General features: G+C 58.9%; 17 protein-coding genes, 3 pseudogenes and 1 riboswitch. Of the genes and pseudogenes, 14 read left to right on the top strand and 6 right to left on the bottom strand.

Annotation, left to right across the window (positions count from 1 at the left end):
* Positions 1-7: 7 nt before the first annotated feature.
* Positions 8-493 (top strand): DUF2285 domain-containing protein, encoded by a 486-nt coding sequence (locus CK221_RS03065; protein ID WP_245430567.1) that lies wholly within the window; start codon positions 8-10, stop codon positions 491-493.
* 30 nt (positions 494-523) lie between these two features.
* Here the strand turns inward: CK221_RS03065 and CK221_RS03060 are convergent, their stop codons facing one another.
* Positions 524-775: a DUF2285 domain-containing protein gene (locus CK221_RS03060; RefSeq protein ID WP_095776696.1), complete on the bottom strand. Its 252-nt coding sequence runs from the start codon at positions 773-775 to the stop codon at positions 524-526.
* A gap of 127 nt (positions 776-902) precedes the next feature.
* Here CK221_RS03060 and CK221_RS03055 point away from each other — a divergent pair, with 127 nt between their 5' ends.
* Complete coding sequence (locus CK221_RS03055; RefSeq protein ID WP_095776639.1) at positions 903-1,112, top strand: helix-turn-helix transcriptional regulator; 210 nt, start codon at positions 903-905, stop codon at positions 1,110-1,112.
* Positions 1,113-1,415: 303 nt separating this feature from the next.
* A complete protein-coding gene (locus CK221_RS03050) occupies positions 1,416-1,631 on the top strand; it encodes a helix-turn-helix transcriptional regulator (protein WP_095776638.1) in 216 nt (71 codons plus the stop codon).
* A gap of 615 nt (positions 1,632-2,246) precedes the next feature.
* On the opposite strand, the pseudogene CK221_RS30700 reads toward CK221_RS03050, so the two are convergent.
* Positions 2,247-2,499 (bottom strand): annotated as a pseudogene (locus CK221_RS30700) (transposase); the annotation flags it as partial.
* A 293-nt stretch (positions 2,500-2,792) separates the two neighbouring features.
* Here CK221_RS30700 and CK221_RS31040 point away from each other — a divergent pair.
* The 5 genes and pseudogenes from CK221_RS31040 (at position 2,793) to CK221_RS03020 (ending at position 7,776) form a co-directional block, all read left to right on the top strand.
* Positions 2,793-3,179 carry a winged helix-turn-helix domain-containing protein gene (locus CK221_RS31040; protein ID WP_095776637.1) on the top strand — a complete coding sequence of 129 codons (387 nt, stop codon included), beginning with the start codon at positions 2,793-2,795 and terminating at the stop codon, positions 3,177-3,179.
* Positions 3,176-4,513, top strand: a pseudogene (locus tag CK221_RS03035) (serine hydroxymethyltransferase). Before CK221_RS31040 ends, CK221_RS03035 begins: the two are co-directional and overlap by 4 nt.
* A 55-nt stretch (positions 4,514-4,568) precedes the next feature.
* Complete coding sequence (gene metK, locus CK221_RS03030) at positions 4,569-5,744, top strand: methionine adenosyltransferase (protein WP_095776636.1); 1,176 nt, start codon at positions 4,569-4,571, stop codon at positions 5,742-5,744.
* Positions 5,745-5,845: 101 nt separating this feature from the next.
* The gene (locus CK221_RS03025; RefSeq protein WP_095776635.1) at positions 5,846-6,838 is read left to right on the top strand and encodes an adenosine kinase; all 993 of its coding nucleotides are present in this window, start codon (positions 5,846-5,848) and stop codon (positions 6,836-6,838) included.
* 734 nt (positions 6,839-7,572) lie between these two features.
* On the top strand, positions 7,573-7,776 hold the full coding sequence (locus CK221_RS03020; protein ID WP_095776634.1) for a cold-shock protein: 204 nt from the start codon (positions 7,573-7,575) through the stop codon (positions 7,774-7,776).
* A gap of 256 nt (positions 7,777-8,032) precedes the next feature.
* Here the strand turns inward: CK221_RS03020 and CK221_RS03015 are convergent, their stop codons facing one another.
* Positions 8,033-8,494, bottom strand: a complete 462-nt coding sequence (locus CK221_RS03015) for a MucR family transcriptional regulator (protein ID WP_095776633.1) — start codon at positions 8,492-8,494, stop codon at positions 8,033-8,035.
* Between the two features lie 248 nt (positions 8,495-8,742).
* On the opposite strand from CK221_RS03015, the gene CK221_RS03010 reads away from it, so the two are divergent.
* Both CK221_RS03010 and CK221_RS03000 read left to right on the top strand, forming a co-directional pair.
* Complete coding sequence (locus tag CK221_RS03010) at positions 8,743-9,045, top strand: DUF982 domain-containing protein (RefSeq protein ID WP_095776632.1); 303 nt, start codon at positions 8,743-8,745, stop codon at positions 9,043-9,045.
* Positions 9,046-9,317: 272 nt separating this feature from the next.
* Positions 9,318-9,566, top strand: a complete 249-nt coding sequence (locus CK221_RS03000; protein ID WP_095776630.1) for a DUF982 domain-containing protein — start codon at positions 9,318-9,320, stop codon at positions 9,564-9,566.
* A 687-nt stretch (positions 9,567-10,253) separates the two neighbouring features.
* Here CK221_RS03000 and metE read toward each other — a convergent pair.
* From metE to CK221_RS29615, 3 genes and pseudogenes are all read right to left on the bottom strand, one after another.
* Positions 10,254-12,607 (bottom strand): annotated as a pseudogene (gene metE, locus CK221_RS02990) (5-methyltetrahydropteroyltriglutamate--homocysteine S-methyltransferase).
* An 88-nt stretch (positions 12,608-12,695) separates the two neighbouring features.
* Positions 12,696-12,895: riboswitch (cobalamin riboswitch) on the bottom strand.
* A 431-nt stretch (positions 12,896-13,326) separates the two neighbouring features.
* Positions 13,327-15,456 carry a prolyl oligopeptidase family serine peptidase gene (locus tag CK221_RS02980; RefSeq protein WP_095776627.1) on the bottom strand — a complete coding sequence of 710 codons (2,130 nt, stop codon included), beginning with the start codon at positions 15,454-15,456 and terminating at the stop codon, positions 13,327-13,329.
* 441 nt (positions 15,457-15,897) lie between these two features.
* Entirely contained in the window at positions 15,898-16,404 is a 507-nt protein-coding gene (locus CK221_RS29615) for a hypothetical protein (RefSeq protein WP_143749018.1), read from the bottom strand.
* 1,198 nt (positions 16,405-17,602) lie between these two features.
* On the opposite strand from CK221_RS29615, the gene CK221_RS02975 reads away from it, so the two are divergent.
* From CK221_RS02975 to CK221_RS31030, 4 genes are all read left to right on the top strand, one after another.
* On the top strand, positions 17,603-18,307 hold the full coding sequence (locus tag CK221_RS02975; RefSeq protein WP_095776626.1) for a DsbA family protein: 705 nt from the start codon (positions 17,603-17,605) through the stop codon (positions 18,305-18,307).
* A 147-nt stretch (positions 18,308-18,454) separates the two neighbouring features.
* On the top strand, positions 18,455-18,730 hold the full coding sequence (locus CK221_RS29610; protein WP_143749017.1) for a hypothetical protein: 276 nt from the start codon (positions 18,455-18,457) through the stop codon (positions 18,728-18,730).
* A 285-nt stretch (positions 18,731-19,015) separates the two neighbouring features.
* Positions 19,016-19,264 (top strand): omptin family outer membrane protease, encoded by a 249-nt coding sequence (locus CK221_RS31035; protein ID WP_179294518.1) that lies wholly within the window; start codon positions 19,016-19,018, stop codon positions 19,262-19,264.
* On the top strand, positions 19,239-19,490 hold the full coding sequence (locus tag CK221_RS31030; protein ID WP_095776623.1) for an omptin family outer membrane protease: 252 nt from the start codon (positions 19,239-19,241) through the stop codon (positions 19,488-19,490). The genes CK221_RS31035 and CK221_RS31030 overlap by 26 nt, the downstream gene beginning before the upstream one ends.
* Positions 19,491-19,494 lie beyond the last annotated feature (4 nt).

Raw genomic sequence — 19,494 nt, 5'->3', positions numbered from 1 at the left:
AAAGGCCTTGGCGCCCGAAACGCTTTCGTTTGATCTCGCTGCATTGCCATGTCGTACGGCAATCGTGATCACGGAGGACGGCCGCCAGCACGTAATGCTGCGAAATGCTCACCGGCACCTTCAGCTTGTCGTCGATGGCGCGGAGATTTTGCGCCCCGTTCGGCTTTCAGTCGACGCGATCTGGCCTACCGATCGGATCAGGCAGCACCTGAATGCGCTCGAATGCCTTAATGCTCTTCACGCGACTGGCCAATTTCCCGACAGGCTGTTTCCTCCCGAAGCCCGCGCCAGCCGTCTGCGCTTTGTCCTTCAGGCGCTCGACGGCTCGCTAGGCGGGGCATCGCACCGTGAAATCGCAAGGGCCCTGTTGGGCCGGCAACGCGTCCAGGCCGACTGGACGGATCCGCACAACCACCTTCGCGACCGCATTCGCCGTGCCGTCCGGCGCGGTCACATGCTCATGAATCGTGGCTATCAGGACTTCCTCGCCTGAAAGTGACTTGAATAGCTCACCTGGAGGCGGTCAGCGCGCGAACAGTTCTTTGTATCCAGTCGTAACCATCCAGTTTGCCCGATCGAGATGGCTGCGAACCGACATCCGGGCGCGCTCAGGTTCTCGCATCGGATCGATGCCGAGGACGAGCTGCGCCATCTCGTCTTCGCTGGCATCGTCGGCGGACGCGTCCAGGAGCCTCATATAGATCGTGAAGTGCTCGTTGTCGTAAGCGGTCAGACGGTCCGACCACGGGACTTCGTCTTGAACTTTGGGTTTCATCGCGACCTCCTGCGGTTCGGGTTTGCCGTCATCGGACGGGGCAAGACATCTCCTCGTTAGGCTAATCATATCGAATAGGAATGATCGTTCCTAGAACGATAGTTCCGGTTCTGGTCCCTATCTCGCCATGGACCTCAAGGAGGTCATGGCGATCAACATGCGTCGTTTGCGCCATGATCAGGACCTGACGCAGGAAGAGTTGGCTGCCCGCGCAGAGCTGAGCATGCGCTATGTGGGCTCGATCGAGCGTGCTCGGGTTTCCGCAAGTGTCAGTGTGCTTGGCCGGCTCGCAAAAGCGCTTAACGTTGATCCTTGTGAGTTGATTAGGCCGCAGTAACGAAGACGATCCGGCCCATCTCGGATTTCCGCAATCGATTTGATGGCGTGCAAGCGGCCGCCAGTGAACTGAGACCGCTTTCTTCAAGATGGGTTCTATATCGTTCGGCTTCGCTCTCCCCTGGCGCAGCTTGCGTGACCTACAACGCTGATCTTGAGCGATAATCATCGTCAGATCGCATCCGGGAGGTCGCCTCCTAACAGCAGGTAGTTCTGGCAAAGTCGATGCTCGCTCGAGTTGCTCCTTAAGTTTGTAGAGTATACTCCGTGGTGAAATCCTCAACAAGAGGGTGGCCTCTCGCGTATGGGAACCCGAGAGGTCTTTGCCCGCAATCTGCGTAGGCTTCGCGAGAAAAAGAAGCTGTCGCAGGAGGCGCTGGCGCATGAAGCTGGTGTTGATCGCACCTACATCAGCGCTCTTGAGCGCAGTGTATATGCTGCTAGCATCGACATGGTCGAGAAGCTCGCTACGGTGCTGGAGGTTGAGCCGGCAACGCTGCTCGATCCACGATCTGAATAGACTTAAGCAACCCTCTGCTGCCGAATGCTTCGATCGCCCCCGCCAACAACGGCTGCTAGAACAATTGATAGCGGCGGGCAGGAAAGGCATTAACCCGGGCCAAAATTGCCGAAGCGCTTCGCCGCCCGCAGTCTTCCGTGGCCAAGTATCGGGGCGGTAAACGTCGCATGGACGTCATTTGAGTTCCTCGACCTAGGGGAGCGCTCGAAATACCCCTTGCGAGGTTCTTGCAGGTGTGCGTCGCTTGCGTGACCGCTGTGCTTGGCTTGAGCGACCAACGTTGAATCGCATCCCTGGATTTGCTGCCCCAGGCAGATGCTTCGGGCGATGACAATGTGGAAGCTCAAGGCCCGTCATCTGCTGACCTCCGCGCATGGATATGCGCTGTTCGGCCGAAATGCTCAAGGATAAGGGAGAAGACCGGCTTGAGGCAGGAGCAGCTTGCCGAGATTCCGGCTTCAGCCTGCAGTAAAATGCACGGTCGGAGAAGGGCAAAAGGAACCCAACCATCGTCACGCATTATGAACTGGCACAAGCCCTCCGTGTCCGCCACATCGATCCGGACTGACCACGATTAAGCGCTATTTGGAATGACGCCGACGCGTCGCGGCACATTTCAATCGCATCCGTCGTGTAAATGATGCTGCGCGCACTTGGATGGGCGAAGAGGCACGACGTGCTGCCAGTCGCGCCGCCAGCTCTGAGTGATCGCCGGATATGCCGGCCGAGTCGCCTGCTTCGAATCCTCCAGAGCCTTCATGCCGGGTTGGCGTCCGCGCCTCGCCAAATGACGCTGAGAGTCGGCACGACGGTTTTGCGATCCTTCCGTGACACGAAATCTTAAATGGCGGATGAGGTGCACCATGCAGTGTAGCTCTGCCGCCTGGGAAAAGGTAATTCGACAGCCTTGCCGTCTTACCAGCACCTCCCAAGTTCGTTGCGTTCTTGTACAGGCATTGCAACAGATACTTCGAGGAAATTCATGGAATCTTCGCAAATGCAATTCGCTGTCAATGGTAGTCTCAACACAAATTTCGACTTCAGCGGCGGCAGAAATCTGGTGTCGTTTTATGTTCCACCGCCGAACAGCATTTGCGAAGAGCGTGAAATGACAAAGCCAGCAGGACCAGAGTTCGATTGTTTTAGGCGTTGTGCTGACCAATGTTGATGCTAGTCGATCGCCTAATGACAGCAGCACACCTTGATCGCCTTCGGATCCTAGGCCTTTGCGCGCATGCCGACCTGACTGTCTGCGAGCTAGCGGAAATTCTCGATCTTCGGCGGGAGCGTGTTGCGCGACACGTCCGGATGCTCGCCAAAGCCAACTTTCTTTGCGGCAACGGACAACGTCCTTTGTCCTCATATCATCTGAATGCAGGGGGCAAGGACGGAGGGTTCGTTCAATTCCTAGTCGATCTCCTGCCCCACGACGATGGGTATCATAAGCGGGACCTGGAGCGGCTCGAGGCGGTACAAGACGCGCGGTCGAATGGGACCGGCTGCTTGATGGAGAATAGATCCATCCAATTGGAGCGCGAATTGCCATGAGCAACTGCGCCGAGGGTGCTATCGCGCAGCCCGACACTTTCGGACGGTCTTCCTTGGTCCACGTCGATTACCGCGTTCACGAACTGCTTCTACGACAGAGGCGGCAGGAGCGGACGACGCTCAAACTCATTGCATCCGAGAACTTTGCCTCCTCGGCCGCTCTGGATGCGACCGGCTCGATCTTCGCGAACAAGCATGCCGAGGGCTACCCGGGTGCGCGCTACTACGCGGGAAACGAGATTGTCGATGAGCTTGAAAACGTCGCTATCGAGCGCTTGAAGGCGCTATTCGGCTGTGAACACGCGAACGTGCAGCCATATTCCGGCTCCCCGGCCAATCAGGCTGTCTATCGCGCGCTTTTGAGCCCCCGTGACAAAGTCATGGGCTTGCCTTTACCCGAAGGCGGCCATCTGACGCACGGTTGGGCGATCAACTTCTCCGGCACCGATTATCAGCGAGTCCCGTACAGGCTGCACGAAAAGACGCAGCAAATTGACTATGACCAATTGCGCGAGACAGCCAAGCGGGAACGCCCGAAGCTAATTTGGGTCGGCGGAACTGCTTATCCACGTATTTTTGACCACGCGGCAATGGCCGAAATCGCTGCGCAGGCGAACGCCTATCTTGTGGCCGACATTGCGCACATCAGCGGCCTTATTGTCGCCGGAGCGCATCCGAATCCCGTGGCCCATTGCGACGTCGTCACCAGCACGTCTCATAAGTCGATCCGTGGGCCCCGTGGAGGCTTTATTCTGTCGAAGAAGGAAGATCGCTATCAGGCGCTTTATCATCCGAACAGCCAACACAATCTGGCCAAACGTATAGACCGCGCCGTGTTCCCTCTCCTGCAAGGCGGACGGCATATGAATACTATCGCCGCGCTTGCCATCGCTTTGCAGGAGGCAGCGAACCCGTCCTTTCGTATCTACGGTCAGCAGATCGTCAACAACGCCAAGGCTCTGGCCCAGGCGCTTCTGGAGCGAGGTTATGAACTCGTCACCGGGGGGCACTGACAATCACATGCTGATCCTTGATCTTCGGAACCGGCCGCTGTCAGGCAAAGCGTATTCCGATCGCCTGGCAAGGGCAGGCATCATTACGAACTGCAATATGGTGCCGGGGCGACCGGCGGCATCCGACGCTCACAAGCGGCATTCGCTTAGGGACACCAGCGGTGACGTCCATGGGCATGCGCGAGACGGAGATGGCGCAAATCGCCGATTTCATCGACTCGGTCTGCCCAGCCCGATGACCAGGAGGTTCATGCGAGCGTACGAAGAGAGGTTGCAAACTTCTGCACTGCGTTCGAGGTCCCCGGCATCACCGACCGATAAGCCACCCCAGTCCATAAACTCCTCACCTAACCCCCACACTTGAAGCGAGGCATACATGACCAGGCAGTTCGTGTTCTCTTCCGAATCCGTCGGCGCGGGACACCCCGACAAGATGGCAGATAACATCTCAGATGCCATCCTCGATGCCATTCTCCGGAGCGACCCGAAGGCGCGCGTCGCCTGTGAAACGTTGGTGAAGACAGGGATGGTAGTTCTGGCTGGCGAGATCACCACCCATGCGCAGATCGATTACAGCCAAGTCGCCCGCGATACGATCCTCGATATTGGCTACGACGACGATGCCATCGGCTTTGATGGCCGACGTTGTGCCGTCGTTCTGGCTCTCACCGAGCAGTCACCCGACATAAGCCAGGGCGTTGACGAAGGACGAGGGCAGGATCTGGAGCAGGGGGCGGGAGATCAGGGCCTCATGTTTGGATTCGCATGCAATGAGACCTATACATTGATGCCCTTGCCGATCCAACTCGCTCACCGTTTGACCAAAAGACAGGCAGAGGTCCGAAAAGCAGGACAACTTGGCTGGCTGCGTCCGGATGTGAAATCTCAAGTGTCGGTACGCTACGAGGGTCTTCGGCCGGTGGCGCTGGATACCATAGTCCTGTCGACGCAGCATGACGAGGCGGTCTCCCAAGATACAGTCCGCGATGGCGTCATTGAGGAGATCATAAAACCGGTCCTGCCGACCCACATTGATACTTCTGGGATCAGATTTCTGGTCAACCCAACAGGGCGGTTCGTGGTCGGTGGGCCCGCCGGTGACTGCGGCCTGACTGGACGCAAGATTATCGTCGATTCCTACGGTGGAACCGGGCGTCACGGCGGCGGCGCCTTTTCGGGCAAGGACCCATCCAAGGTTGACCGCTCGGCCGCCTATGCCGCCCGGTATGTCGCGAAGAACATCGTTGCCAGCGGACTTGCAGAGGTCTGCGAGGTTCAGCTTGCTTACGCGATCGGCGTGGCCAGTCCGGTTTCTGTCATGGTCAACACATTCGGAACTGCAAGGATTGAGGAAAAAAAGATCGAGCGCCTTATTCTTGAGCTTTTCGATCTCCGACCGAAAGGCATCATCAAGATGCTTGATCTCTTACGCCCGATATACCGCAAGACCGCGACATACGGGCACTTCGGCCGCGAAGAGCCTGAGTTCACCTGGGAAAAGACGGACAGAGCCGACGACTTGCTGCGTGAAGCAGGACCGGCAGCTGCGTGAGGGCCGTTGGATCAAGCAATGCGGCAATCCATTTCAACTCGCTATGCCCGCGCCGGCCCGGCATGCCAGATAGCCGGGGTGGGTTCTTGGCGGAGATTTTGATGCCGGAATATGACGTGCTTTGCATCGGCAATGCCATTGTCGACATCATCGCGCAATGCGACGAGGCTTTTCTCGAGACCAACGGCATCATCAAGGGCGCGATGAACCTTATCGACGCCAGGCGCGCCGAACTGCTCTACAGCCGCATGGGGCCGGCGATCGAGGCTTCCGGCGGCAGCGCCGGCAACACCGCCGCCGGCGTCGCCAGCCTCGGCGGACGGGCCGCCTTCTTCGGCAAGGTGTCGAATGACGCGCTGGGCGAGATCTATACGCACGACATCCAGGCCCAGGGCGTGGCCTTCGATACCAGGCCGCTTACAGGCCAGCCGCCCACGGCGCGCTCGATGATCTTCGTGACGCCTGACGGCGAGCGTTCGATGAACACCTATCTCGGCGCCTGCGTCGAGCTTGGCCCGGAGGATGTCGAGGCCGACAAGGCGGCCGGCGCCAGGGTGACCTATTTCGAGGGTTATCTATGGGATCCGCCGCGCGCCAAGGAGGCCATCCGCCAGACGGCCAAGCTGGCGCATGCGGCCGGCCGCGAGGTGTCGATGACGCTGTCGGATTCCTTTTGCGTCGACCGCTACCGCGATGAGTTCCTCGAGCTGATGCGTTCGGGCACCGTCGACATCGTCTTTGCCAACAGCCATGAGATCAAGTCGCTCTACCAGACCGCTTCCTTCGAGGAGGCGCTCGCCGCCATCCGCAAGGATTGCAGAATGGCCGCCGTCACCCGTTCCGAGAAAGGCTCGGTCATCGTGCGCGGCGACGAGACCGTCATCATCGAGGCGACGACGATCAAGGAGCTGGTCGACACGACCGGCGCCGGCGATCTCTATGCCGCCGGCTTCCTTTACGGCTACACGACCGGACTCAGCCTCAAGGAGTGCGGCGACCTCGGCTCGCTGGCGGCCGGTTTGGTGATCCAGCAGATCGGTCCTCGCCCGCGCCAGAGTTTGCGCCAGGAAGCCGAGCAAGCCGGGTCGGTCTAGCCGGGCGATTCAACGACGGGCTGCCCGTCTCCCCTCCTGCGGACCGTGCGGAGCGGTGCGCTTTAATCGAAATGTCGCATGCGCATCCGCGTGAGAAGCAGCCCCGGCATGCCACGATCGAAAAGGGTGACGGTGTCGCCCTCCAGTGCGAACCTTCTGCCGTGCGAATATGGGGAAGCGTTCTATCAGTAGCTCGACCTATCGCATATCTTGCTCACCCGCCGTGGTCGACCTCGTGTGGCCCACAGGTCAGCCGTGCGATACAGAGGTAAGCGGCCGACTCGTGAATTGACATGAACGCATCACCCGATTGAAATTATCCTGCTGGGAGCGCAGCGCTGTTCACCGCAGTCGGACGATGATGGGCAGTCATAAGGACCATCGTGAGCCACGCCAGCATCGCCATGACGATGACACGGTTTCTTTTGCGGAACGGCTTCCGAGCCAAGCTACTTTCTGCGTTCGTCGACCGTAACACCCGCTGTCGACGCCGACGCGATCTTGTTCAACACCAGCAAGGGTTTTGGCTTTGTCAAATTGCCGGAGGGCATCGAGACACATCCGGGTGCTGGAGGCAGCGCGGGAGCCGCGGTGTTTCCGAGGCAAGGCGTCTCGAGGTCACGACGGAAGAAAGTCCAAAAGGTCACCAGGTCTCTCAGGTGCTGGAGGTCGACCGCGAAAACGCAGCTACACACGCGTACCGCTAGAGAGCCCGCCGCCGGACGAGCGCCCAGTTGGAGAGCGAGGGCACGGTCAAGTGGTACAATGCGCAAAAGGGCTTCGGCTTCCTTGCTCCTCAAAACCGTGAGGACATCTTCGTTCATGCCACCGCGCTGACCCGCTCAGGACTGGGCACGCCGATCGAGGGTCAGAAGGTGTTTGTCCAATGCGGGCAGGGCCAGAAAGGCCCGGGGGTTCGGAGCATTCGCCTCGCTTAAAGCCAATGCGTTGGTCCAGACCGAAATCGCACCTTAGACAAAGAAAAAGCCCGCTGCCGGGAGGAGGTGGCAGCGGGCTCTATTTCGAATGAGACACGGGAGGAGGTGCGCCCCATTCAGCGTCGGCACATATCTGGGAGGAGTAGATGGCCGACAACATGAGCATATCGATAGCCGCGGATATTGCAACGCACAAATCGTATCTCGCAGGTGCGAAATCATGCCGCATCGGCTTGGTCGATCTGAAAAATTGTGGTCAGGCTACGCCATTCTTGCGGGCACGCTTGGCAGGTGCCGACGTTTCCGGTTTCGGCTTGCGGCCCAGACCCATGGTCTTGGCCAATGCCGAGCGCGCGGCTGCGTAGTTCGGCGCCACCATGGGATAGTCCGCCGGCAGCCCCCATTTCGCGCGATATTCGTCTGGCGTAAGGCCATGGTGGGTAGCGAGGTGACGCTTAAGCGACTTGAACTTCTTACCGTCCTCAAGGCTGACAATGTAATCGGGTGTAACCGATTTTCTGATCGGTACGGCAGGGTTGAGTGGTTCCGACTTTTCTGGTGCGGCACCACCGGCACTGGTTTTCAATGCGATGTGGATCTGGCCGATAAGCCCAGGCAGTTCACCGACCGGAACCGGATTATTCGAAACATAGGCTGAGACGACATGGGCGGTGAGTTCGATGAGGTTGTCAGCTTTCGTCTCGGTTTCTTCGGTCATGAAAACGCTCCTGCGGGCTTAGACTGGGCGGTGGAGAATCAATTCATAGCTAAATAGTGACGACCGCGTTTGATGGCAACCAAGCCATTGCACGATCTGTTGGCGGATCGCTACACACCCGGCCGCAGTCGCAGGATATTCCTCTTCAACCGTCATCGTCCTGACAACACCGCTGTGCCATGGTTGTGCCGCGTCCGATGCGGGGCGCCTCTTCACGCAAATTGGTTACGGATAGTTTGGAGAAACGAATGAACGCTAAGGCTTTCAGCAACCCCCTTTTCGTGAAGCGCTCAACGCACATCATCCAAGAGATTGCCGGCCTTGCGGATGCCATCGATTTTCTCAACGAGTGGCCGGAAGATCGCAGAGACATGATCCACGAGGTCGCCCTGAGGGCATGCTACGATGCATACGATGGGCGCAAGCCGGTAAGCACGGCTCGCAACGCCTTTTTCGGCTTTGCGAAACGGGTCGCCATATTGGAAGATCCAACCTCGGCGATGAAGTGGATTGCCGCCTGCAGATCGGGCAGTGGAAAAGTGCAGGTGTAGCCTTCGACGACATGTTTGAGGCTGGCAAGGCGCGTCAAAGAGTGCAGTATGTTCAGGTTCCACAGCTAGACTACGCGAATGAGAAGCAGTTCCTCACCACCGACTCCAAGAGCGCAGATCGCACGCAACCTGACTATGGCCAGACGCAGCTCATGGCGATCGCTTGGTCGCCAATGGTCCGCTTAAGTGGTCCAGGTGCATCGGTCGCGTTCGACTGAGTAAACAAATACGACCCGGGCGGTTTGCCGCATAGTAGCTGTGGAGGAGGGGGGATGACCGGGTTGATCAGATTTGAGAGGCCAGTCGTTGTTCAGGTCAGCCGCCGCAGCTCAGAGCGTATCGTGTTCGACGTCAACGACGCGGCCGCTATCTTGCTGCGGGATCTGCATCATGAGACCGATAAACGCAGAATAGCGATGGAGGCCTGTCTGCAGGTGTTACGCGGTAAGACCCATGCGCCAGCCGCTCGACGAGCTTTCGTCGCAGCCGCGCTCGAAGCACGCATTCTACGCAACGATTGAGATTGATGACGCCGCTTGCGCGGTCCAAACACCGCTGCCGGCATCCGCCAGGAGCAAGCCAACCCCGCACTTTCCGCGATGGCTTTCCTGGTCGCGAGTGGGATCTTCCACCATCAAAACGCAACGGTCCGCCAGCCAAGCTGCGGTCGCTCGGCTTCGCCTTCGCGGCGATCGTAATCGGAGACAGAGGCAGACGGGCCATTGAGCGAGAGTTGGCCCGCTGCAGATGACAAAGCGCGATGCCGCCTCGATAGTCTACAGAAGTGCCGTTTGAATGTTCCCCTGCTTAGCGCTGCATCCGGTTTCCCGGAACACCCTTGGACCGGCGCCACGTGATCGCCGATGCGTCTCCCGATGATCGCCGATCGTCGGAGTGGAGGTCTCGGCGAGCGACACCGGAAAGAGGATAGTGATATTGGACTATCCCAATCCGGAGCAGTCCGAAACCGGCTGGAGGTCAGCCGTCTCGTTTCTGGCCGTCTCATTTGAGGGCCGGCCTTCGATCGCTCACCAGCCCCGGCCTTTGGAACAGCTGGCTTGGACGCGTTATAACAAGGCCCGCGACAGACCAAGCTTGCCGAGGTTTCGTCAGCGGCAGCTCGATTTCTTTGGGTGAGCCGGATAGACTCAACCTACTTCGCCCGGGGTGCAGCGTCGCCGCTCACCGCCGGCGAGTGTCACCGAGCCCTACGCCGTCTGCGCTTTTTCCCGAATTGCGCGTGCAGCAGCCACCATGTTCGCCAGGGCAGGCCGGACCTCCTCCCATCTGCGCGTTTTGAGACCGCAGTCGGGATTCACCCACACTTGGTCATCCAGGAATCGTTCGCGCGCAAGCATGATGAGATTGGAAATCTCGCCCACTTCCGGGACCCGCGGCGAGTGAATGTCATAGACGCCAGGTCCGATGTCGTTCGGATACTTGAAGGTTCGAAGCGTATCAAGCAGTTCCATCTGCGAGCGCGAGGTTTCAATGGAGATCACATCGGCATCCATTGCGGCAATCGCGTCCACGATGTCGCCGAACTCGGAGTAGCACATATGGGTGTGGATCTGGGTCGCATCGCCGACGGCCGTCGAAGCCAGCCGGAAGCATTCGACAGCCCAGTCGAGATAGGCCTCCCAGTCGGCCGCGCGCAGCGGCAAGCCCTCGCGCAGTGCGGCCTCGTCGATCTGGATCATCTTGGCGCCGGCCTTTTCAAGGTCGCTCACTTCATCGCGAATGGCGAGCGCGACCTGGCGGCAGACGGCTGAGCGCGAAAGGTCGTCTCGGACGAAGGACCAGTTGAGGATCGTCACCGGGCCGGTAAGCATGCCCTTCACCGGCTTCAGCGTTAGCGACTGGGCATATCGCCACCAATTCAGTGTCATCGGATTTTGTCGCGACACATCTCCAATGATGATCGGGGGTCGCACAAAGCGCGAGCCATAGCTCTGCACCCACCCGTGTTGCGTGAAGGCGAAGCCGCAGAGCTGCTCGGCGAAATATTGCACCATATCGTTGCGCTCGAATTCGCCGTGGACCAGCACGTCGAGTCCAATCTCTTCTTGCCAGCGAACGGCGGCTCTTATCTCTTTCTTCAGGAACGCTTCATAGTCGATGTAACTCAGCTGGCCTTTGGCATGAGCTGCCCGCGCCTTGCGAATCTCGGCTGTTTGCGGGAAGGAGCCGATCGTCGTGGTGGGGAGGAGGGCAAACCAAATGCGTCGGCCTGAAGCTTGGAGCGGACGGGAAATGCGCTCTTCCGACGCGTCATGCCGACCTTGATGCTGGCGATCCGGCCTTCGACCAGCGGATCATGCACCTTCGCGGATGTCGCGCGAACGGCGGCAGCCTCAGCCGACGCCTCCAGTTCGGCGGCAACTGCGTCCCGGCCTTCGGCCAGGGCACGGGCGAGCACGACCAGCTCGTCGGTCTTTTGCGTTGCGAAGGCGAGCCACGACCTTACATCCGCATCGAGTGCCGTCTCCATGTCCAGGTCGATCGGCACATGCAGCATCGAGCAGGACGGGGCAATCTCCACCCGCTCCAGCGGCCAATCGGCGACGATCGACTTGATACGGTCAAGTACGGCAGGCAGGTTCGCGCGCCAGACGTTGCGGCCGTCGATCAGCCCGAGCGAGAGCACAAGTTCCTTCCGCGCGAGCCGGCCGATGGCGTCCAACTGCTCTGGAGCGCGCACGAGATCCACGTGCAGTCCCGCCACGGGCAGAGAAATTGCGGTCTCGAGATTGTCTCCCAGCGATCCGAAATAGGTAGCGACCATGATCTTCAACTCGGGTGCTGCTTTCGACAGCCGGGAGTAGGCGAATTGGAGCGCATCCCGTTCGTTGGGAATCAGATCGAGCACGAGCGCCGGCTCATCGATCTGCACCCAATCGGCTCCCGCGAGCTTTAGCCTCTGCAGGAGCACCTCGTAGACAGGCAGCAGCCGTGGCAGGAGCGCGATAGGGTTGAAACCTTTCTCAGATGACTTCGCCAACTTGAGAAAGGTAACCGGTCCAAGCAGGACCGGGCGAGTGTGGATGCCGAGCGCCTTGGCCTCGAGGAAATGATCGACCGGTTTCGCCGACGAGAGGGAAAAGCTCTGATCGTCCGTGAGTTCCGGCACTATGTAATGATAGTTGGTGTCGAACCATTTGGTCATTTCCATCGCGGCAAGGCCATGCCGACTGGCCGCATGCTCGTCACCGGCATGTCCACGATCCGCGGCCTGACCTTGGTTGCCGCGCGCCATGGCGAAATAGATATCGAGTGGGACCTCGCCGCCAGTCCAGGCGTATCGTGCCGGCACGGCGCCGACCATGGCGACTGTGTCGAGCACATGGTCATAAAGTGAGAAATCGGTTGACGGGATTTTCGACACGCCGCGATCGTGCTGCTCCCTCCAGCTAGCGGCACGCAGCGTCTTCGCCGTCGCGAGCAGGTCGGCAGCGGGAGAATTTCCGGACCAGTAGTTTTCAAGCGCGAATTTCAGTTCCCGCCGTCGACCGATACGCGGCACGCCGAGCGTTGCTACAGCAATTCGTTGAGAGACAGTCATGCCATACCCCGATGGTTGGGGCGGGGGACAAGGAACGCGGGTTAGGCGGCACGAAGCCGAGCTACCGCGACCACCGGACACCCCGCCCGTGGACGTTGTTCGTCGTGGCAGGTCTCCTGGCTCGCGGGTCAAAGCCTGTGCCCGTCTTCCCGAGGCCGTTCGCCTCAGTGACATCAATGGGCTTGGCTCGCCGCTAACAGTTGCGGGGGCAGCGCCGGCATCGCACGGCTTCCCTCTTAGCTCCGCTACGGCAGTGCCGCGCGGAGAACCATGACATGCGCACAATCACAGCAGCTTCGCTGCTTGTCAATACCATATAACGAGATGTTTATGTGATTATGCGAAAAGCGCCTTGCGCTGGTCGGTCTTTCGTCCGAATATGCCCCCGAGCCGGGCAGGCGGAACTGCCCAAAGCTTGGCTCGCAGATCGGTGTCGTAGACGGGCGCGAGCAATAAGGGGGAGGTGGAGGGGGAAGACGCGCAGGGGGATTTTGGAAACGCGACAGCCTGCTGTGCCAGCAGCACCAGGACGACGGCCGCTGCTACTCCCCGCGACACGTTCATTCGCTTTGTTGCCATGATATTTTTCCTTGCTCTTCAGAATTGTAGTCTGTGGTGTGAAGTGCTCCGTCGATTGATTGAGATCGACAAGGCGCTAGCGCGCATTGTGCAAACTGTACTCGCACGGTTTGTACCTTGTCCCAGTCCTCGACCTGTACTCACTCATCGGAAGTTCGCCCTTGTCGAGCTCCGGGTCCTTTATGAAAGCCATCGGCATGCCACCCGATCGCGCTGCGAAGAAAACCGATACCGAGGCTGATGAATGCGGCTCGCTCCCGATTGTCCTTGCCGTAGCCGTGCCCGCCCGCGCTGGGCTCGTAGAAGTAAGCGGGATAGCCAAGGGCCTGCAGCTTTGCCGCCATCTTGCGCGCATGGCCCGGGTGGACGCGGTCGTCGCGTCTCATGGTGGCGAGCAGGATAGGCGGATAGGGCTGTCCCGACGACGCGGCGTGATAGGCCGAGATTTCACTCAGGAAAGCCCAATCGTCAGCCTTGTCGGGATCGCCATATTCGTCGATCCAACTCGCGCCTGCCAGAAGCTTGGTGTAGCGGCGCATGTCGACAAGCGGAACCGTGCAGAACAGCGCGCCGAAACGCTCAGGATAGCGGGTAAGCATGTTGGCGATCAGCAGGCCGCCATTTGAGCCGCCCTGGGCGGCAATCCGCCTCGGCAGCGTGATGCCCCTTCGCACGAGATCGGCGGCAACGGCGGCGAAATCGTCATGGGCGAGACGCTTGCCCTCCCTGCGCCCGGCTTCGTGCCAGCAGGTGCCGAACTCGCCGCCGCCGCGGATGTTGGCCACCACACACGTGCCGCCGCGCTCGAGCCACAGCTTGCCGAGGGTGGAGTTGTAGGAGGGCAGGAGCGATATGCCGAACCCGCCATAGGCGGTAAGGTGAACTGGGGCATCTCCGTTCCCGTTTGGTGGACCGACCTGCGTATAGGGGATCATCTCACCATCGATCGAGACTGCCTCGTGGCGTGTGATCACCAGTGCGGATGCGTCGAAATTCTCCGGGCTGCGCTTCAGAATTGCTGAAGCGCTGAGAGGCGGCGCGGCCTTGAGATCGAACAGCAAAAGCTGCGGCGGCGTGATCGGATCCTGAACGCAAACCAGGACCTCCCCATTGGTCTCGTGATCTGCCGCATCGAGTGACCAGAGGTGAACAGTCCCTTGCGACGGCAAGGCGTCCAGGGCTCGGCGTGTCCATTCCTGCGGGCCTGGGGTGAACACCTCGAATCTCGGAGCGAGGTTCGCCAGGTAGTGGATAATGAGCTTCCCGTCATTCCAGAAGAATGACTGCAGACAGCGCCTCTCGGCTGGTTCAAACAGGGTACTAAAATGACGCTCTCCAGCAAGGAAAGAGGAAAGCGAAATGCCGATTAGTGCGTCGGCGCTATAGGTCGTCCCGGCGACCGTCCATGGTTTGCGCGGCTTTACCGCCAGCCAATCGCCGAAGTTAGCCCACCTGGCGTCCTTCGGAAGATCGATCTCTGTCTTCGGCCCGCTTCTATCACCAATGTGGACTTTCTTCGCGAGCCAGCCCAATTGCTCAATGAACCACAAGCGCTCGCCCTCGGCGGTACGGTCCAGATGGCCATTCACACCGAGGGTTTCGGAACCGGTCTCGAAGATTACCGGCGCGGTGAGCGGATCCGCGCCACGCTTCCACAGTCGCACGGTGCGTGGGTAGCCGCAGCGCGTTGCCATGCCATCGCCAAGCGCACTGCATAGCACAAGAGTGTTGGGGTCGAGCCAATCAATGTCGCCCTTGGCCTCTGGCAGATTGAAACCGTCGGCGACAAAGCTGAGAGAGCTCAGGTCGAATTCGCGATGCACGACCGCATCGCTGCCGCCGCGCGACAGGCGCAGAACGGCTCTTTCCCGTCTCTCCGGCTCGATCAACGCACCACTCCAGACCCAGTCCTCTCCGTCGCTAGCCGCGAGCGCATCCAGATCGAGCAGTAGCTCCCATTGGGCGTCCGCGTTCACGTAGAGGGCAAGGGTGGTTCGGCGCCACAGTCCTCGCGGATTGCCAGCATCTTGCCAAAAATTGTAGAGGTACGGACCGCAGCGCGTGACCAGGGGAATCCGGCCGGGACGATCGAAAATCGCCGTAAGCGCCGCCCGGTCGCGCTCGAACTGCGTTCCCGCGAAGTCCTTCAAGGTTTTCGCCGACTGGTTGGCGGTCCACGAAAGTGCCCGTTCACCATCCACATCTTCAAGCCAAAGATGGGGGTCATCGTCGGGCGCATTCAGTGTCGGGCGGAAATCGAATTCAGTCATGTCCGAAAGACCTGAGGAATGAAAGCGCAATGGCTCTCGTCTGCTCGAGAAGGCTCAATTTTTGCGGCGACGCCCGTATGTTCGAAAAGTGTGACCATGAATGAGTTCTTCCCAGTTGGTGCGGCGTCGCAGTGCTTTTGCGCATAGGACCGCAACCGTCGTGCCAACTGGGAAATCCTTGTTTAAACAATGGGCTCGCCCTGGCGGCGCTGTGTCCGATGTCAGACATCGTCGCGAACGCGACAATGAGCGTACCGGTAATCAGCGGGCCAAATTCCGGCGCAAGGCAGCTTATCTCGATGCCGGATCGTTCTTGTTGTTATCGACGCCAATCAGTATTTCCATTCCTGGGAGTACGAGAAGATGCCGAATAAGAAGGTCGGCACAGCCGCCTACAATCGGTTCACTATCTGCCACGTCACTGCGATTTCTCCGCTTCTTTCACTGGAAAGGCGCACCAAGAACGGGACATTCCTCAATACAAGCGTCCGCAGCCTTCAACATACGTTCACTTGGGTTAAATCCTGGCAGCATTTGCCCAAGGATCATAGCGTTAAGGAACAGCGAACCGCCAAGACGCGGATGAGTCGTGTGCCCTATCGCCACGCTGTAATTTGAAGGGTTGCCACCATAGCGGAACGCAATATTCCGCGCATTTGACACACCTGCTACACCGCGTTTCTTTTTACCTTCGGCACTCATCGTTCTCTTCGCTTTCTTATGTTGTCTGTATCCAAACAGGCAGCACGATTGTTCAAAAATTATGCCAACTTCACCAATGACGTATCTGCTTACGCGCTCATTTTCTTCACGCGTTCCGGCAAAGATAAACGCATTTGTGCTTTGAGTTACTTCTAGCTCGGAAGCTTTGCCTCTGTTGTCCGGCAACAGACGCGACACCATCGCTCCAAGTTGCCGCCTCCCAACTTGCAAAGGCCGTGCCAGCATCTCAGCGTCCAGTAAGGTCCGTTTGCTTTGCAAAACTCGACAGTGACCAGACATCGGCTTGTAGTGAACCTCACATTTTGTCCGCCGCGGCTGGAACCGGCCGCCTGTCATTTAAGCCGCCAGATCAATTGAACGCCCATATCCGCGCACGAAGAGCTGGACCATCCTGCGCTACTTGCAGGAGCAGCGGTTCGACGTCTTGCAACATCACATCTCGCTCCAGGAGATGGTCGAAGCGTGCGCGTCTCGAAAGAGTGGCAATGCGCCTGTGCGGCCTAGGGACAAAGCAGCAGCTTCAAGAGAAGGATCGAGGCTTCTTCGTTCACCCGTCTGGACATTTGCCAAGTCGGGGCAGACGCGATCTGATTTCCGTCGGAGCACGGCACCGGGTTCACTCGAACGCCAAGCTCGCCTGGACGGCAGAAGGCCAGCACCGTGTCGCTCCAGGCAAGCCGATGCAGAACCGAATCTGCGAAGCCTTGAACGGCCGCAGCGGGACGAGCGATTGAACTTAGTAGGACCTCGATCACGCGATCAGTGATCGCTAGATGGGTCGCTGGATGCCGCCAACGGCACCCTAGCATTCAGCGCCCGGATCACACCTGCGGCCCCTATGCCGCAACGCTAACTGCAACACACGGCTGCGCAACTCGACCGGCCGGCGATCGCCTGTTGCCTCAATCCGCTCTTAGATGCGCAATGCTCAACCGAGGAGTCTGGCGTCAACCGTGCAAAGCTGGTCACAGCATTTGTCCGAGTTCGATTCATGACAATCTGTGTTCAGATACAGACATCCTGGGGCTTAAGTTCGAGCCTGCCAGGCGGACGACTCCTTGGATATGTGGTTGCTGCTCACAACTCACTTGGTGGCATGGCAATTGCATACCATGACACGTGTTGCGACATGGCCCGTCGCGCAGTCTTTAGCCCAGGAGTTCACATGACATTCTAAATTTCTCTCGATCTGCCGCGCCCATCCGGAGTGCCACAGACGGCGTAGAAAATCAAAATGGACCCAATCCGAGAATCATCAGGGGCTCCCGAGCTCCCAGTTCGAGGGCAGGATCCTTTCTGAACGTGGCGCTACGCTGAACCGGAGTGACGCAAATGTCCTGAGGCTTTCAGGCTGCTGTCACCCAAGGGTGTCAGAAGCCGGCTGTTGCTACCCTGCCGTTCACCGTTTACTTGGAGCCATCCCATGCTTAATCCAAAAGCTGGCGCTATCACCCTTTCCGCCCTAGCCCTGCTTTTTTCCGGGCTAACGACACGATATGGTCCAGTTGCCATACACTACGTCCGCCAGCTCGAAAACCATCGCCGGCTCGCCGAGGATTGGCGGAAGCTCATTCCAGAGCGGCGCGACGCACTCTTGAACGACACCGCTGCGCCAACTGCTGGCAACCCGAATGGCGACGTCCCTCTCATTGTGTTTTTGGACTACAACTGCCCGCAGTGCCGGGCGGAAGACCGTATAATCCAGCAAGCCCTCAAGGATGATCCCAAGCTGAAGGTTGTCTACAAACATTATCCGGGCGAGAAACCGGGTTCCAAATTTGCCGCACTGGCGGCGCTCGCCTCCATCAAACAGGGAAAATATGACGCGTTCCATCACGCCCTGATGGCTACTAGCGGGCAGCTCAGCGAATTCGACATTTTGACTATCGCAAGACAGGTCGGCCTTGATGTTGAACAGCTCAAGCGGGACATGAAAGACCCCGCCCTCGAAAACCTCCTCGAGCGCAATCGCGCGGTCGCCAAGGAGCTGTACATCGACGGCACGCCTGGGGTTGTTCTCGGCCTCGAAGTGATCCCAGGCGTGCCCAACATTCACAAGCTGGAACGCTTAATCGCCAAAGAGCGGGAAATTAACCGTCGTGCCGCATCACCAACTTCGGCATTTTGACAACGCCGGCGGCCGGTGCAGTCCCTTCTCTCGCCACGAGCGTCGCCTCTCGGCCCGGCCAAATCTCTTATACGGTCCGGCAACACGGTAGTGGCCGACCACGCGGTTCTATGCAGCGCATCAGGCCAAGAGCAATGCCAAGCCGTCATGGACATCGCATCGGAGTTCAAGGGCACCAATGCCCAGGAATGGTCGCCGCGACAACAACTCCTGCGAACGGGCGCTGAGAGCCGCCGTCGTTTAACGAAAGATCACCAACGGCTATCCCGAGGACGCCCCATGAATCGCTGCAAATCATCATTTGCAATTCTTGCTTTCGGCACGTTCTGCACATCGTCGACCATCGCCATGGCGGCGCATTCGACCATCTGTTCAGCGCCCGACAAGAGCGTCGCCATTGTGGTGTTGGCTACACCTGGCTAAAGGGCAACGAGCTTGTCTACGACAAAGTGGGGCAATCATATCAGCAATTTGATCTGGGAAACCGGCGCGCCTGGTTCTGACCACCGGGCTAAGGGCCGAGGTGTGGAACAACTGGATCATTTCAGCCAACGCCGTCTTCGGTTTCTCTGGCAACAGCCATATGGAAGACTGTGATTGGCTCAAGGATGCGCCGAGCTTCGCGGCACAGGATTGGTCGCATCAGTCCATCCACCCCGAAACTCGCCTTGACCGCTACATTGACCTTTGGCAGCAGGCCCAGACTTCGTGATCAACGATGCCACGGTTATCAACCTGCATGGCGGCGTCAAATACACTGACATGAAGTGGAAGGCCTATGGCGGTTCGTACCAATATAGTGGGGAAGGGTTCCGCGATTATCGCGGGGTCCCCGGACCGAAACCGGGCATCGATTACGAACAGCGCTATTTCGGCCTGTTCCTTGGCGCGGAAGCGACCACGACGCTCGTGAACTTGAGCGCTCTCGGGTCTGCTGCGCAGCGGCTTCACCGTTGATGCAAGCTCTGTTGACGATCACTGGAGGCGCGAGCTGCGATTTGAGGACGACTTCTTCACGGTGCCGTTCATCTCGGCCGGCGCCAAGATCGATTATCAGATGACCGAACGCGCCAGCGTCTTCCTGGCCGCCAATGGCGACAAACATTTTCGGAAGAAAGGCTACGCAAAGGCCTACAACATAGCGACCGCAAACAAAAAACCTACAAGGATAGCGCTGGCGTAGACTT

Origin of the sequence: Mesorhizobium sp. WSM3868 (assembly GCF_002294785.1) — a bacterium.
In the GTDB taxonomy this organism is placed as follows: Bacteria; Pseudomonadota; Alphaproteobacteria; order Rhizobiales; family Rhizobiaceae; genus Mesorhizobium.
This window is presented reverse-complemented; position numbering and strand designations above follow the sequence as displayed.

Coding starts and splice junctions, on each gene's coding strand:
- CK221_RS03060 (WP_095776696.1), bottom strand. CDS start 775: ATGAAACCCAAAGTTCAAGACGAAGTCCCGTGGTCGGACCGTCTGACC.
- CK221_RS03055 (WP_095776639.1), top strand. CDS start 903: ATGGACCTCAAGGAGGTCATGGCGATCAACATGCGTCGTTTGCGCCAT.
- CK221_RS03050 (WP_095776638.1), top strand. CDS start 1,416: ATGGGAACCCGAGAGGTCTTTGCCCGCAATCTGCGTAGGCTTCGCGAG.
- CK221_RS31040 (WP_095776637.1), top strand. CDS start 2,793: ATGTTGATGCTAGTCGATCGCCTAATGACAGCAGCACACCTTGATCGC.
- metK (WP_095776636.1), top strand. CDS start 4,569: ATGACCAGGCAGTTCGTGTTCTCTTCCGAATCCGTCGGCGCGGGACAC.
- CK221_RS03025 (WP_095776635.1), top strand. CDS start 5,846: ATGCCGGAATATGACGTGCTTTGCATCGGCAATGCCATTGTCGACATC.
- CK221_RS03015 (WP_095776633.1), bottom strand. CDS start 8,494: ATGACCGAAGAAACCGAGACGAAAGCTGACAACCTCATCGAACTCACC.
- CK221_RS03010 (WP_095776632.1), top strand. CDS start 8,743: ATGAACGCTAAGGCTTTCAGCAACCCCCTTTTCGTGAAGCGCTCAACG.
- CK221_RS03000 (WP_095776630.1), top strand. CDS start 9,318: ATGACCGGGTTGATCAGATTTGAGAGGCCAGTCGTTGTTCAGGTCAGC.
- CK221_RS02980 (WP_095776627.1), bottom strand. CDS start 15,456: ATGACTGAATTCGATTTCCGCCCGACACTGAATGCGCCCGACGATGAC.
- CK221_RS29615 (WP_143749018.1), bottom strand. CDS start 16,404: ATGCTGGCACGGCCTTTGCAAGTTGGGAGGCGGCAACTTGGAGCGATG.
- CK221_RS02975 (WP_095776626.1), top strand. CDS start 17,603: ATGCTTAATCCAAAAGCTGGCGCTATCACCCTTTCCGCCCTAGCCCTG.
- CK221_RS29610 (WP_143749017.1), top strand. CDS start 18,455: ATGGACATCGCATCGGAGTTCAAGGGCACCAATGCCCAGGAATGGTCG.